14 protein-coding genes are annotated in these 14,777 nt (G+C 54.6%); 12 read left to right on the top strand and 2 right to left on the bottom strand.

Going from position 1 to position 14,777, the window contains the following annotated elements; genetic code table 11:
• The first annotated feature begins 11 nt into the window (after positions 1–11).
• Genes kdpB through kdpE form a run of 4 tightly spaced genes read left to right on the top strand, consistent with a single transcriptional unit; the run spans position 12 to position 6,004 of the window.
• Positions 12–2,060 (top strand): potassium-transporting ATPase subunit KdpB, encoded by a 2,049-nt coding sequence (kdpB, locus tag AL515_RS08455; protein WP_061067530.1) that lies wholly within the window; start codon positions 12–14, stop codon positions 2,058–2,060.
• Positions 2,061–2,068: 8 nt separating this feature from the next.
• Entirely contained in the window at positions 2,069–2,635 is a 567-nt protein-coding gene (gene kdpC / locus AL515_RS08450) for a potassium-transporting ATPase subunit KdpC (protein WP_061067529.1), read from the top strand.
• A 10-nt stretch (positions 2,636–2,645) separates the two neighbouring features.
• Positions 2,646–5,330, top strand: a complete 2,685-nt coding sequence (kdpD, locus tag AL515_RS08445; protein WP_048212273.1) for a two-component system sensor histidine kinase KdpD — start codon at positions 2,646–2,648, stop codon at positions 5,328–5,330.
• Positions 5,327–6,004 carry a two-component system response regulator KdpE gene (kdpE, locus tag AL515_RS08440; RefSeq protein WP_005121396.1) on the top strand — a complete coding sequence of 226 codons (678 nt, stop codon included), beginning with the start codon at positions 5,327–5,329 and terminating at the stop codon, positions 6,002–6,004. The genes kdpD and kdpE overlap by 4 nt, the downstream gene beginning before the upstream one ends.
• A gap of 99 nt (positions 6,005–6,103) precedes the next feature.
• Here the strand turns inward: kdpE and pgm are convergent, their stop codons facing one another.
• Together pgm and seqA are read right to left on the bottom strand one after the other, a co-directional pair.
• Complete coding sequence (gene pgm, locus AL515_RS08435) at positions 6,104–7,744, bottom strand: phosphoglucomutase (alpha-D-glucose-1,6-bisphosphate-dependent) (RefSeq protein WP_061067528.1); 1,641 nt, start codon at positions 7,742–7,744, stop codon at positions 6,104–6,106.
• Positions 7,745–7,768: 24 nt separating this feature from the next.
• On the bottom strand, positions 7,769–8,311 hold the full coding sequence (gene seqA, locus AL515_RS08430) for a replication initiation negative regulator SeqA (RefSeq protein WP_061067527.1): 543 nt from the start codon (positions 8,309–8,311) through the stop codon (positions 7,769–7,771).
• 196 nt (positions 8,312–8,507) lie between these two features.
• On the opposite strand from seqA, the gene ybfF reads away from it, so the two are divergent.
• The 8 genes from ybfF to tcuB all read left to right on the top strand — a co-directional run bounded on the left by ybfF (position 8,508) and on the right by tcuB (position 14,774).
• A complete protein-coding gene (gene ybfF / locus AL515_RS08425) occupies positions 8,508–9,281 on the top strand; it encodes an esterase (protein WP_061068807.1) in 774 nt (257 codons plus the stop codon).
• A 128-nt stretch (positions 9,282–9,409) separates the two neighbouring features.
• Positions 9,410–9,697 (top strand): LexA regulated protein, encoded by a 288-nt coding sequence (gene ybfE, locus AL515_RS08420; RefSeq protein ID WP_005121400.1) that lies wholly within the window; start codon positions 9,410–9,412, stop codon positions 9,695–9,697.
• Between the two features lie 155 nt (positions 9,698–9,852).
• On the top strand, positions 9,853–10,383 hold the full coding sequence (fldA, locus tag AL515_RS08415) for a flavodoxin FldA (protein ID WP_003022839.1): 531 nt from the start codon (positions 9,853–9,855) through the stop codon (positions 10,381–10,383).
• Between the two features lie 210 nt (positions 10,384–10,593).
• Positions 10,594–10,680: a ryhB-regulated fur leader peptide gene (locus tag AL515_RS08410; RefSeq protein ID WP_100247215.1), complete on the top strand. Its 87-nt coding sequence runs from the start codon at positions 10,594–10,596 to the stop codon at positions 10,678–10,680.
• Positions 10,673–11,119, top strand: coding sequence for a ferric iron uptake transcriptional regulator (gene fur / locus AL515_RS08405; protein ID WP_003022836.1), 447 nt, complete (start codon positions 10,673–10,675; stop codon positions 11,117–11,119). Before AL515_RS08410 ends, fur begins: the two co-directional genes overlap by 8 nt.
• A 128-nt stretch (positions 11,120–11,247) precedes the next feature.
• Complete coding sequence (gene tcuR / locus AL515_RS08400) at positions 11,248–12,174, top strand: tricarballylate utilization LysR family transcriptional regulator TcuR (RefSeq protein WP_048212276.1); 927 nt, start codon at positions 11,248–11,250, stop codon at positions 12,172–12,174.
• A 97-nt stretch (positions 12,175–12,271) separates the two neighbouring features.
• Complete coding sequence (gene tcuA, locus AL515_RS08395) at positions 12,272–13,675, top strand: FAD-dependent tricarballylate dehydrogenase TcuA (protein ID WP_061067526.1); 1,404 nt, start codon at positions 12,272–12,274, stop codon at positions 13,673–13,675.
• On the top strand, positions 13,662–14,774 hold the full coding sequence (gene tcuB, locus AL515_RS08390) for a tricarballylate utilization 4Fe-4S protein TcuB (RefSeq protein ID WP_061067525.1): 1,113 nt from the start codon (positions 13,662–13,664) through the stop codon (positions 14,772–14,774). The genes tcuA and tcuB overlap by 14 nt, the downstream gene beginning before the upstream one ends.
• Positions 14,775–14,777: the final 3 nt, after the last annotated feature.

Here is a 14,777-nt window from a genome sequence, read left to right as displayed (position 1 = left end):
AGCACATGACTATGAGTCGCAAGCAACTGGCGCTGTTCGAACCTTCTCTGGTCGCACAAGCGCTGATGGACGCCGTGAAAAAATTAAGTCCACATACTCAGTGGCGTAACCCGGTGATGTTTATCGTCTGGCTGGGCAGCCTGCTGACCACCCTGTTAACGGTGGCGATGGCGACAGGCCATATGTCAGGTAATCCACTGTTTACCGGCGCGATAAGCCTCTGGCTGTGGGTGACTGTTCTGTTCGCTAACTTTGCAGAAGCGCTGGCTGAAGGGCGTAGTAAAGCGCAGGCCAACAGCCTGAAAGGGGTTAAAAAAACCGCCTTTGCCCGCAAACTTCGTGAACCGAAATATGGTGCGCAAATGGATCACGTGCCAGCCGAAGAGTTACGTAAAGGGGATATCGTGCTGGTGGAAGCTGGCGATATTATCCCGTGTGACGGCGAAGTTATCGAAGGCGGCGCCTCGGTGGATGAAAGCGCCATTACCGGTGAGTCCGCGCCTGTAATCCGTGAATCCGGCGGCGATTTTGCCTCCGTCACTGGCGGGACACGCATTCTCTCGGACTGGCTGGTGATCGCGTGTAGCGTCAACCCCGGAGAAACATTCCTCGACCGAATGATTGCCATGGTTGAAGGCGCACAGCGGCGTAAAACGCCCAACGAAATCGCGCTGACGATCCTGCTGATTGCCCTGACTATCGTCTTTCTGCTGGCAACCGCCACGTTGTGGCCGTTCTCTGCCTGGGGCGGCAGTGCAGTCAGCATCACGGTGCTGGTTGCCCTGTTGGTCTGTCTGATCCCCACCACGATCGGTGGGCTGCTCTCCGCGATTGGCGTCGCCGGGATGAGCCGCATGCTGGGTGCGAACGTTATCGCCACCAGCGGACGTGCGGTAGAAGCGGCTGGTGATGTGGACGTACTGCTGTTGGATAAAACCGGCACCATCACGCTGGGTAACCGTCAGGCTTCTGATTTTCTGCCCGCCCAGGGCGTGGACGAAAAAACGCTGGCCGATGCCGCGCAGCTTTCATCACTGGCCGATGAAACACCGGAAGGTCGCAGCATCGTTGTCCTGGCTAAACAGCGCTTTAACCTGCGTATTCGTGACGTACAGTCGCTCCATGCCACCTTTGTGCCGTTTACCGCTCAGAGTCGGATGAGCGGTATCAACATCGACAACCGGATGATCCGCAAAGGCTCGGTTGATGCCATTCGTCGTCACGTCGAAGCTAACGGCGGCCACTTCCCTGCCGATGTGGAGCAGAAGGTCGAAAACGTTGCTCGCCTTGGCGCAACGCCGCTGGTGGTGGCCGAAGGCTCCCACGTACTGGGTGTGATTGCCCTGAAAGATATCGTAAAAGGTGGGATTAAAGAACGGTTTGCCCAACTGCGCAAAATGGGCATCAAAACAGTGATGATCACCGGCGATAACCGCCTGACTGCTGCAGCAATCGCCGCAGAGGCCGGTGTGGATGACTTCTTAGCCGAAGCCACACCGGAAGCCAAGCTGGCGCTAATTCGTCAGTATCAGGCAGAAGGTCGTCTGGTGGCGATGACCGGAGACGGAACTAACGACGCTCCAGCCCTTGCGCAGGCCGATGTTGCCGTTGCCATGAACTCCGGAACCCAGGCAGCGAAAGAAGCGGGCAATATGGTGGATCTCGACTCCAACCCCACCAAACTGATTGAAGTGGTGCACATTGGTAAACAGATGCTGATGACGCGTGGGTCGCTGACCACCTTTAGTATCGCCAACGACGTTGCGAAATATTTCGCCATCATCCCGGCTGCGTTCGCCGCAACTTACCCGCAGCTTAACGCACTGAACGTCATGCGACTGCATTCGCCGGATTCGGCGATCCTCAGCGCCGTCATCTTCAATGCGCTGGTCATCGTCTTCCTGATCCCACTGGCGCTGAAAGGCGTGAGCTATAAGCCGTTATCCGCTTCCGCGATGCTGCGCCGCAATCTGTGGATCTACGGCCTGGGTGGCCTGGTTGTGCCGTTTATCGGTATCAAAGTAATTGATTTACTGCTGACCCTGCTGGGTCTGGTGTGAGGTTTCAGATGAGTGGATTACGTCCTGCATTATCAACATTGCTTTTCCTGATGCTTATCACCGGCGGTGTTTATCCGCTGCTGACCACCGCGCTGGGGCAGTGGTGGTTCCCCCACCAGGCTAACGGGTCGCTTCTCCGCGAAGGTCAGATTGTTCGCGGCTCCAAGCTCATTGGGCAACAGTTTACCGCTGCCGGTTATTTTCAGGGACGCCCCTCAGCCACAGCGGAAATGCCCTATAATCCAATGGCTTCAGGCGGCAGTAATCTGGCAGCCAGCAACCCGGAACTGGATAAACAGCTGCAAAGCCGGATTGCCGCGCTGCGTGCCGCCAACCCGCAGGCAAATCCTGCCGTTCCGGTAGAGCTGGTAACAGCTTCCGCCAGCGGGCTGGATAACAACCTGACGCCAGCTGCGGTGGCCTGGCAAATCCCCCGCGTGGCGCAGGCTCGCAACCTCAGCGTTGAAGAGGTCACGCGCCTGGTTGCACAATACACGCAAAAGCCACTGGTCAGTTTTATCGGCCAGCCGGTAGTTAACCTGGTAGAACTTAATTTAGCGCTGGATAAGCACTGAGAAAAAGGACATGCATAGCGAACCCCTACGTCCTAACCCCGATCGCCTGCTGGAGCAGACCACCGCGCCGCACCGGGGAAAACTGAAAATTTTCTTCGGCGCCTGTGCGGGCGTGGGGAAAACCTGGGCCATGCTGGCGGAGGCCCAGCGACTGCGGTCGCAGGGGTTGGATGTGCTGATTGGCGTGGTGGAAACCCACGGGCGCAAGGAGACCGCCGCACTGCTTGACGGTCTCACCGTGCTGCCGTTGAAACGTCAGGCACACCGTGGGCGGCATATCAGCGAGTTCGATCTTGATGCCGCCCTCGCCCGCCGCCCGGCGCTGATTTTGATGGACGAACTGGCACACAGCAATGCGCCAGGCTCACGCCACCCCCGCCGCTGGCAGGATATTGAAGAACTGCTGGAAGCCGGGATTGATGTTTTTACCACCGTTAACGTTCAGCACCTGGAAAGCCTGAATGATGTGGTCAGCGGCGTCACCGGTATTCAGGTACGCGAAACCGTTCCTGACCCGTTTTTCGATGCCGCTGACGACGTGGTACTGGTCGACCTCCCCCCCGACGATTTGCGTCAGCGCCTGAACGAAGGCAAGGTCTATATCGCCGGTCAGGCGGAAAGAGCCATCGAGCATTTCTTTCGCAAAGGGAATCTGATTGCACTACGTGAACTGGCGCTGCGACGCACCGCCGATCGGGTGGACGATCAGATGCGTGCCTGGCGGGGGCGTCCGGGAGAAGAAAAAGTCTGGCATACCCGCGATGCCATTTTACTGTGTATTGGACACAACACCGGCAGCGAGAAACTGGTGCGAGCGGCTGCACGCCTGGCGGCGCGTCTGGGTAGCGTCTGGCATGCGGTATATGTTGAAACACCTGCGCTACACCGGCTACCCGAAAAACGGCGGCGGGCAATCTTAAGCGCGCTGCGACTGGCACAGGAACTGGGGGCTGAAACGGCCACTCTCTCCGACCCTGCCGAAGATAAAGCGGTGATCCGCTATGCCCGTGAGCATAATCTGGGGAAAATTGTCCTCGGGCGTCCAACTACACGTCGCTGGTGGCGCAGCGACTCCTTTGCTGACAAGCTGGCCCATCGCGCACCGGATCTCGATCTGATGATTGTAGCCCTCGATGAGCCCCCTGCACGCCCTGTGCTGCAAACCGCAGATAACCGCACCTTTAAGGATAAATGGCGGGTACAAATCCAGGGTTGTGTGGTCGCTGCTGCATTGTGTGCTGTTACGACATTGATTGCCATGCAGTGGTTGGTTGCATTTGACGCAGCCAACCTGGTGATGCTCTATCTACTGGGCGTGGTGGTGATCGCCCTGTTCTACGGGCGCTGGCCATCGGTGGTGGCGACGTTTATCAACGTCGCCAGCTTTGATCTCTTCTTTATTGCGCCACGCGGCACGCTTGCCGTTTCCGACGTCCAGTACCTGCTTACCTTTGCCGTGATGCTAACGGTAGGTCTGGTTATTGGTAATCTGACCGCCGGGGTGCGTTATCAGGCCCGGGTTGCACGTTATCGTGAACAGCGTACGCGTCATTTGTATGAGATGTCGAAAGCACTGGCTGTAGGGCGCAGCCAACAGGATATCGCCGCCACCAGCGAACAGTTTATTGCCTCAACGTTCCAGGCCCGTAGCCAGGTTTTACTGCCCGGCGAGAACGGTAAGCTGGCCCCTCTCACCCATCAACAGGGCATGACGCCTTGGGATGACGCTATTGCCCAATGGAGCTTTGATAAAGGGCAACCCGCCGGCGCAGGCACTGACACCTTACCCGGCGTGCCGTATCAAATTTTACCGTTAAAAAGCGCCGACAAAACGCATGGGCTGCTGGTCGTGGAACCGGGAAATTTACGCCAGTTGATGATCCCCGAACAGCAACGCCTGCTGGAAACCTTCACTTTACTGGTCGCCAGTGCGCTGGAACGCCTGACGCTAACCGCCAGCGAAGAGCAGGCCCGATTTGCCAGCGAGCGCGAAAGTATTCGCAACGCCCTGCTCGCTGCTCTGTCCCACGATTTGCGCACGCCATTGACGGTGTTGTTCGGCCAGGCAGAAATCTTAACGCTGGATCTGGCAAGCGAAGGATCGCCGCACGCACGTCAGGCCAGCGAAATTCGCCAGCACGTCCTGAACACGACCCGACTGGTGAATAACCTGCTGGATATGGCGCGAATTCAGTCTGGCGGCTTTAATCTTAAGAAGGAGTGGTTAACGCTGGAAGAGGTGGTCGGCAGCGCCCTGCAGATGCTGGAGCCAGGTCTCTCTGCCCCGATAAATCTGTCGTTACCAGAACCGTTGACATTGATTCACGTCGATGGCCCGCTCTTTGAACGGGTGCTGATTAATCTGCTGGAAAATGCCGTCAAATACGCGGGCCCACAGGCGCAGATCGGTATTGATGCCAGCGTTGATGGCGAACACCTGCAACTGGACGTCTGGGATAATGGGCCGGGTGTTCCATCGGGTATGGAACAGCGCGTTTTTGACAAATTTTCTCGGGGAAATAAAGAGTCATCGGTGCCAGGCGTTGGGCTGGGGCTGGCAATTTGTCAGGCCATTGTAGACGTGCATGGCGGGACTATTTCTGTCCACAATCGCGCGCAGGGAGGAGCATGTTTTCGTGTTACACTGCCCCAGGAAATTCCCCCTGAACTTGAAGATTTTCATGAGGATATGTGACGAACGTACTGATTGTTGAAGATGAACAGGCCATTCGCCGCTTTCTACGCACCGCGCTGGAGGCCGATGGGCTACGTGTATTTGAAGCGGAAACGCTGCAACGTGGTCTGCTGGAAGCCGCCACGCGAAAACCCGATCTCATCATTCTCGATCTCGGCCTGCCGGATGGCGACGGCATTGATTTTATTCGCGACCTGCGTCAATGGAGCGCGATCCCGGTGATTGTGCTTTCAGCCCGCAGTGAGGAAAGCGATAAAATCGCCGCGCTGGATGCCGGAGCCGATGACTATCTCAGCAAACCTTTTGGTATTGGCGAGCTGCAGGCGCGATTGCGTGTGGCATTGCGTCGCCACGCCAGCGGGACGTCTCCCGAACCGGTCGTGCATTTTTCTAATGTTAAAGTGGATATCGCCGCCCGCCTCGTACACCGGGGTGACGAAGAAATTCATTTGACGCCGATTGAGTTTCGCCTGTTAGCGGTATTGCTGAATAACGCCGGGAAGGTGCTGACGCAACGTCAGTTATTGAATCAGGTTTGGGGACCAAACGCCGTCGAACACAGTCACTATCTGCGTATTTATATGGGACACCTGCGCCAGAAGCTGGAACTGGACCCGGCCCGCCCGCGTCATTTTCTCACCGAAACCGGAATTGGCTATCGGTTTATGCCGTGAATATGCACTGAATAAAAAAGCCGGATCAGCTGATACGCTATCCGGCTTTTTCATCATTCATACCGGATGACGACGCTAGCGTCTTATCCGGCAGGTGATTTATGCGTTTTTCAACACTTCGCTGACAATCTCGACCGCTTCTTTCTCGATCTGCTTGCGGTGTTCCTCACCGAGGAAGCTTTCGCAGTAGATCTTGTAAGCATCTTCGGTACCAGAAGGACGCGCAGCAAACCAGCCGTTATCGGTCATCACCTTCAGGCCGCCAATCGATGCGCCGTTGCCTGGCGCTGCCGTCAGACGCGCAGTGATCGGGTCGCCCGCCAGCGTGCTGGCGCTCACCATTTCCGGAGAGAGCTTAGACAACGCCGCTTTCTGCGCGGAGGTGGCCCCAGCCTGAATTCGGTTATAGCTCGGTGCGCCAAAGCGCGCCGCCAGTTCGTTGTAATGCTCCTGCGGGTTCTTGCCTGTCACTGCCGTAATTTCCGCTGCCAGCAGGCACATGATGATGCCATCTTTGTCGGTTGACCACGGTGTACCGTCGAAACGCAGGAAAGATGCCCCCGCGCTCTCTTCCCCACCAAAGCCAAAACTGCCGTCAAACAGACCGTCAACAAACCATTTAAAGCCAACCGGCACTTCAACCAGTTTACGCCCTAACTCATTCACTACACGGTCAATCATCGCCGATGACACCAGCGTCTTACCGACGGCAACATCTTTGCCCCACTGCGGACGATGCTGGAACAGGTAGTTGATCGCTACCGCCAGATAGTGGTTCGGATTCATCAGTCCAGCCGGTGTTACGATACCGTGGCGGTCATAGTCCGGGTCATTGGCAAATGCCAAATCGAATTTGTCACGCAGCGCCAGCAGACCGGCCATCGCGCACTCGGAGGAACAGTCCATACGAATGGCGCCGTCTTTATCGAGATGCATAAAGCGGAAAGTCTGGTCGACCTGATCGTTAACGAGGGTCAGATTCAGGTTGTAGTGCTGAGCGATACGTTTCCAGTATTCGATACCGGAACCACCCAGTGGATCAACGCCCAGCGTCAGACCCGCTTTCTGGATTGCCGCCATATCGACGATATCTGCCAGCCCTTCCACGAAGGGTTGAACCAGGTCTTGTTCTTTAACATGACCGGACGCCAGCGCGGCATCCAGCGGAATACGCTTCACGCCTTTCAGACCATCAGCCAACAGTGCATTAGCCCTGTCTTCTACGACTTTGGTGACGTTGGTATCTGCCGGGCCACCGTTTGGCGGGTTGTATTTAATTCCGCCGTCTTCTGGTGGGTTATGGGACGGCGTGATCACAATGCCGTCAGCCAGCGGACCGCCTTTTTTATTGTGGACCAGGATAGCATTCGACACGGCAGGGGTGGGCGTAAAGCCGTTGTTTTCCTGCACAATGACATCAACACCGTTCGCTGCCAGCACTTCCAGCACAGAGATGAAAGCCGGTTCAGACAACGCGTGGGTATCCTTGCCCACATAGCACGGGCCTGTAATCCCGTTTTTCGCACGTTCTTCGGCAATCGCCTGAGCGATAGCCAGAATATGCGGCTCATTAAAACTATGACGACCCGCACTACCGCGATGTCCGGACGTACCGAACTTAACGGCGTGCTCAGCGTTCCCTGCTGTTGGTTTCAGTACATAGTACTGTGCCGTCAGTTGGGCGACGTTAATCAAATCACTCTGTTGCGCAGGTTGACCTGCACGGTTGTGGATTGCCATTGCCTGGTCCTTCTAATGCAAGGATTAAATTGTTCCGCAAACCTTTTCAATCAACTCCGCGGGGAATTGCATTGACTGCATGATGTGTTCAACCATGCTGCATTTACGGCCGGTATTGGTATTGGTGATCACCCAATATGGCGTGCCTGGCACGTGTTTCGGTTTGGTTTGATTACCATTTTTCAGCAACGTCTGTTCATCCGCTGCAAAATAAACGCGCGTACGTCCGTGCAACGATTCCGTTGCTTCGGCGAACGCGTTGTTATCCAGTGAGTAAAGTGTAGACAGCACCAGCATAAAGCGATTCACTGCTTTTTTCTGTTCCGCATATTCATCGGAAAGCAGCAGTTCACGCATGGCGCGCACTTTGTCTTTCGTAGGGTTGACCGGCTTGGCTTCCACGACAGGTTGTACCGCGCGGACTTCTTTTACTACCGGAGTGACAGGCTGTGATGCGGCGGAAAACTTCAACATACGCCGTAAAATGTCGGATGCGCTCTCGCCAATATGCTTGGTGTGGCTGGCAATATAGCTATAGAGTTCATCATCAACTTCAATCGTTTTCATCTTAATCCAGTGCAATGTTTGGCTGAATACAAGTTGTCAGGACTTTACACGCTGTAGTGTAAAGGCAAATCCTAACAGCGGATAGCGTCAAGCCTGGTGACCAGCAAAACTCGGAGTAACCGTAGTTGTTGCAGCCATGTGGCAGAATGGTCAACATGATACCCTAACCCGTCAGTGTGAAAAAAAGAACTTTGCCATGAAATTGAATATCCGAGCGCAATCTGCGCAAAACCCGCACAATAATTCTCCCATCGTCCTGGTTCACGGCCTGTTTGGCAGTCTGGATAACCTCGGGATCCTGGCACGCGATCTCGTGGCCGATCACGACATCATCCAGGTTGATATGCGAAATCATGGTCTCTCCCCTCGTTCACCTGAGATGAATTATCCGGCCATGGCGCAAGATCTGCTGGATACGCTGGACGCTAGGCAGATTGAAAAAGCGATCTTTATTGGCCACTCGATGGGCGGTAAAGCCGTTATGGCGCTGACTGCGCTGGCTCCTGAACGTGTCGAACGGCTGGTCGCCATCGACATTGCTCCCGTTGACTACCATGTTCGCCGCCACGATGAGATTTTTGCGGCAATCAATGCCGTAACCGATGCACAAGCGTCCTCACGCCAGCAGGCGGCGAGCGTTATGCGTCAGCACCTGCAAGAGGAAGGTGTTATCCAGTTTCTGCTGAAATCCTTTGTTGACGGCGAGTGGCGCTTTAACGTTCCCGTATTGTGGGATCAATATCCTCATATCGTCGGTTGGGAGACCATTCCGGCGTGGGAACACCCGGCGCTGTTTATCCCCGGCGGTAATTCACCTTATGTGACCGAAGCATATCGCGAACAGCTACTGGCGCAATTCCCGCAGGCCCGCGCACACGTTATTGCCGGCGCAGGCCATTGGGTACATGCGGAAAAACCCGATGCGGTGCTGCGCGCCATCCGTCGTTATCTGAGCGAGCAGGTTAACTGATTAAAAACTCAGCGTCCGCGCGTGATTACGCGCGTGGGCGTTGGCGCGCCTCCCCTGCTGATGTATTATGGCGCGCTATCCATCCGGGCGGACGCCTGGCTGATTGTTTCCCCGAAGTCACCAAGATCATGGCCAAAGAACAAACGGACCGTACGACATTAGATCTGTTCGCGCAGGAGCGTCGCCCGGGACGACCCAAAACTAATCCGCTCTCGCGTGATGAACAGTTACGTATTAACAAACGTAATCAGCTTAAACGCGACAAAGTTCGCGGGCTTAAGCGTGTCGAACTGAAACTGAACGCCGATGCCGTTGACGCTCTGAACGAGCTGGCCGAGGCACGCAACATGAGTCGCAGTGAACTCATCGAAGAGATGCTGATGAACCAACTCACCGCATTGCGCGGTCAGGCTTAGTCTGAATTTCTGCTCTAAATCATAAATCGTGTAGCACAGAGTGCAGTCCTGCGTGTTTGCTGTTTCCGCATGCCTGACTGTTCTGCTATGATTGCCCTTATCCGTGGGCAATGCGCCACCACCATTTCAATAAGTTTCAAGAGGTTATTTTACTCATGGCAATCACTGGCATCTTTTTCGGCAGCGACACCGGTAATACCGAAAATATCGCAAAAATGATTCAAAAACAGCTTGGTAAAGACGTTGCCGATGTACATGACATTGCAAAAAGCAGCAAAGAAGACCTGGAAGGGTATGACATTCTGCTGCTCGGCATCCCAACCTGGTACTACGGTGAAGCGCAGTGCGACTGGGACGACTTCTTCCCTACTCTCGAAGACATTGATTTTAACGGTAAACTGGTGGCATTGTTCGGCTGTGGCGACCAGGAAGATTACGCAGAATATTTCTGTGATGCGTTAGGCACCATCCGTGACATCATTGAGCCGCGCGGCGCCACCATCGTCGGCCACTGGCCAACGGCGGGTTACCATTTTGAAGCGTCTAAAGGTCTGGCAGATGACGACCACTTTGTCGGTCTGGCTATCGATGAAGATCGCCAGCCGGAACTGACCGCTGAACGCGTAGAAAAATGGGTTAAGCAGATCTCTGAAGAGCTGCACCTCGACGAAATCATCAATGCCTGATTTCGTGCGGCGTAGATATTCATCTGCGCCGCATCAATAGATAGAACCAATCAAAATAATTGCTACAAATTTGTAACTTTTTCGCCTGACCCTGTACAATGGCTGGATGCCAATCGGGTATTGCACAGTGTGTTTGTTGGTGATACCACGTTTTGATTAACAATATTTGCCAGAGACTTGCAGTTTTCATTTAGGCATGGCAGTTCTATAATGATACGCATTATCTCAAGTGCAATTTCTGTCACTTCTGTTAATGAAGTGAACCGTTTAGCTACAGGACAGATTCCGCATGACTGACAACAATACCGCATTAAAGAAGGCTGGCCTGAAAGTAACGCTTCCTCGTTTAAAGATTCTGGAAGTTCTTCAGGAACCGGATAACCATCACGTCAGTGCGGAAGACTTATACAAACGCCTGATCGACATGGGTGAAGAAATTGGTCTGGCGACCGTGTATCGCGTGCTGAACCAGTTTGATGATGCCGGTATCGTGACCCGCCATAATTTTGAAGGTGGTAAATCCGTCTTCGAACTGACTCAACAGCATCATCACGATCACCTGATTTGCCTTGACTGCGGCAAAGTGGTCGAGTTCAGCGATGACTCCATCGAAGCGCGTCAACGTGAGATTGCGGCTAAACATGGCATTCGTTTAACTAACCATAGCCTCTATCTGTACGGTCACTGCGCTGAAGGCGATTGCCGCGAAGATGAGCACGCGCACGACGGCAAGTAATGTAATGCTCTCTGAAAAGCCAACCATCCGGTTGGCTTTTTTTATGCGCGTTATCAGCGTGTTTCCCCTTCCCTCCACTCTTGTGTTGCTTTAATGTAAAAAGCAATTGTCCCTTCCGGAGAGTCGAAATGGAACTTCGCCAGCTACGTTATTTTGTGCGCATTGTAGAAACCGGCAGCATGGGTAGCGCGGCGCTCGACCTCAGTATCGGTGTTTCGGCGCTCAGCCAGCAAATGACCCGCCTGGAAAACGAACTCGCCATACGTCTGCTGCAACGTACCTCGCGTGGCGTGACGCCCACCAGCGCTGGACTGGCATTTTACGCCCAGGCACAGCTGGCGCTCCGTCACGCAGACGATGCGATCCTCGCCGCACGGGAGGCCAGACTTTCCGGGCACGTCAGCGTCGGCATGGCCCCCAGTACTGCTTCCGTTCTTGGGATGCCTTTCATCAACGCCATGCGGGAAAGCTATAGTGATGTCCGCCTGCATGTGGTGGAAAGCCTCTCTGGTAACCTGGAACGAATGATTAATACCCGCCAGATTGATCTGGCGGTGGTATTTCAAAAAGAAAAGATCCTGCGCTGGAGCGCCAGACCGATTCTCGAAGAACGGCTATTTTTAATTGGTACTCATGCCCTACTGGCTGATATTACCGATGACAATATTGCTCCAGCCCAATTGGCACGTATTCCATTGATAATGCCAAGCCCAGGACATGGTCTGCGCGGCAGACTGGATGCTATCAGCCAGGAGCATGCGCTGAACATTGAGATCGCGACAGAAATTGACGGCCTGACGCTACTGATGCACGCCGTTCGCAGCGGAATCGGTGCAACACTTCAGCCCGGTGCGGCAATTTCCCATCTCGATAAAGAGACATTAAGAGTGATTGGCATCCATAATCCCATACTTAGCCGCCCCAACTTTTTGGTCAGCCTTTCTGACGATGAACTCACCCCAGCAGGTCTCGCTGCCCGTGTGGTACTAGCCAAAGTGATGCATCAACTGGTGGAATCTGGACACTGGCCAGGTGCGATCCTTTACAATAATTAAAGGGCTGTTTAGCATCGCGTCATAGCGTCCACACAACTTACTCGTATACATTTTAATTACAAACTTAACAATTGGTTAAGTGGTAATGGAGTATGCGATGGTTGATGTTCTGGTGATTGGCGGCGGCAATGCTGCACTATGTGCCGCCTTAACCGCCCGGGAGCAAGGCGCTTCGGTACTGTTGCTTGAGGCAGCCCCGCGTGAATGGCGCGGAGGAAACTCCCAACACACGCGTAATTTACGCTGTATGCATGATGCGCCACAGGATGTACTGGTGGAGAGCTATCCAGAAGAGGAGTATTGGCAAGATCTGCTGCGCGTAACGGAAGGAAATACCAACGAAGCCCTGGCACGTCTGGTGATCCGTACCTCATCACAGTGTCGCGACTGGATGCGCCAGCACGGCGTCAATTTTCAACCTCCACTCTCAGGCGCTCTACACGTGGCGCGAACCAATGCCTTTTTTATGGGCGGCGGGAAAGCCCTGGTGAATGCCTATTATCGCAGCGCAGAAAAGTTAGGCGTGCAAATCCGCTATAACACCCCGGTACAGGCGCTTGAATTGCACAACGGCGAGTTCGTAGCGGCGCTGGCTGGTGCAGAGCGCATTCCGGCAAAGACCTGCGTGCTTGCCGCTGGCGGGTTTGAATCTAACCGCGAATGGCTGCGAGAAGCCTGGGGTGAGAACGCCCGCGGTGAATGGCCTGCGGATAACTTCCTCATTCGTGGCACGCGCTTTAATCAGGGCGTACTGCTCAAATTTATGATCGATGCCGGCGCGGACATCATCGGCGACCCCTCCCAGTCACACTGCGTGGCGATTGATGCCCGGGCCCCCTTATATGACGGCGGGATTTGCACCCGCGTGGACTGTGTTTCGCTTGGCATCGTAGTGAACCGCGATGCAGAACGATTTTATGATGAAGGCGAGGATTTCTGGCCCAAACGTTATGCCATCTGGGGACGTCTGGTCGCCCACCAGCCCGGGCAAATTGGTTACTCCATTATCGACAGTAAAGCCATCGGTCACTTCATGCCCCCGGTTTTTCCAGGCGCACAGGCCACTACGTTAGCAGAGCTGGCACGCCAGTTGGGACTGGATACTGAGCGCTTTACCCATACTGTCATGCAGTACAACAGCGCCTGCCTGCCAGGCCACTTTGACCACACCACTCTGGATAACTGTGCAACACAAAATCTGACACCGGCAAAAACACATTGGGCGCGACCACTGGATACGCCACCTTACTATGGCTATGCCTTACGTCCGGGGATCACCTTCACCTACCTGGGGTTAAAGGTGAATGAACACGCCGCAGTGCATTTTGCCGGGCGTCCAAGTCGCAATCTGTTCGTCGCCGGGGAGATGATGGCGGGCAACGTGCTGGGAAAAGGCTACACCGCAGGTGTAGGCATGTCGATTGGGACCACCTTTGGCCGTATTGCCGGAAAAGAAGCCGCTCTGGCAGCACGTGAGGAGGCACATCATGAAACCGCTTGAGAAATTAATTATCGAAGCGAAAATGCTAACCGAGCCGGAAGCGGAAGTTGAACGAGTTATGCAAGTCTGCAATGCCTGCCGCTATTGCGAGGGTTTTTGCGCCGTGTTCCCGGCGATGACTCAGCGTCTGGAATTCGGTAAAGCGGATATCAACTATCTGGCCAACTTGTGCCATAACTGCGGCGCCTGCCTGCACGCGTGTCAATACGCACCGCCCCATGAATTTGCTATCAATGTACCGAAAGCAATGGCAGAAGTAAGGCTGGAAACCTATCAGCACTACGCGCAACCCGCCGCCTTTGGCGCGCTTTATCGTCGTGCAGGCGTCACCGTGACGCTGTCGCTGGTTTTCGGTCTGATCCTGTTTTTACTCCTCGCTATAGGTTTAACAGGCACGTTACTCCATCCCCCGCTGGCCGGAGATTTCTACCAAATTTTCCCGCATAACCTGCTGGCATGGATGTTTGGTTCAGTCTTTATTCTGGCGATGGGTCTGCTGATGGCGGGCGTTATCCGCTTCTGGCGGGAGATTTCTCCGGGGATGCCGCGTTCCTCTGACATTGCTGAAGCCTCTCACAATGCGCTGACGCTGAAATATCTCGATGGCGGGCACGGCAAAGGGTGTAACGAAGCAGATGATGCCTTCACCCTGATGCGCCGCCGTTTCCATCACTTCACCTTCTACGGTTTTCTGCTCTGCTTTGCCGCCACCGTGGTGGCAACGGGCTATCACTACTTTGCCGACATAGAAGCGCCCTATCCGTTCCTCAGCGTTCCGGTCATGCTGGGCACATTAGGCGGCATTGGCCTGGTTGTCGGCCCAGCGGGTTTGTTATGGCTGAACCTTAAGCGCTCACCGCTACAGGGCGACGCACGGCAAAAACCGATGGATCGCGGTTTTATCCTGTTGCTGCTACTGACGAGTCTGACGGGCTTAGCGTTGTTGGCAGGCAGAGATACCTCAGGGATGGCTATTTTGCTTGCTATTCATCTTGGTGTCGTGATGGCGCTATTTCTGACCATCCCATACGGAAAATTTGCCCACGGATTTTACCGTTGTGCGGCATTACTCAAGTGGGCAATTGAGAAACGACGCTAAAAT

The organism is Citrobacter sp. FDAARGOS_156, from assembly GCF_001559235.2.
GTDB lineage: Bacteria > Pseudomonadota > Gammaproteobacteria > Enterobacterales > Enterobacteriaceae > Citrobacter > Citrobacter youngae.
This window is presented reverse-complemented; position numbering and strand designations above follow the sequence as displayed.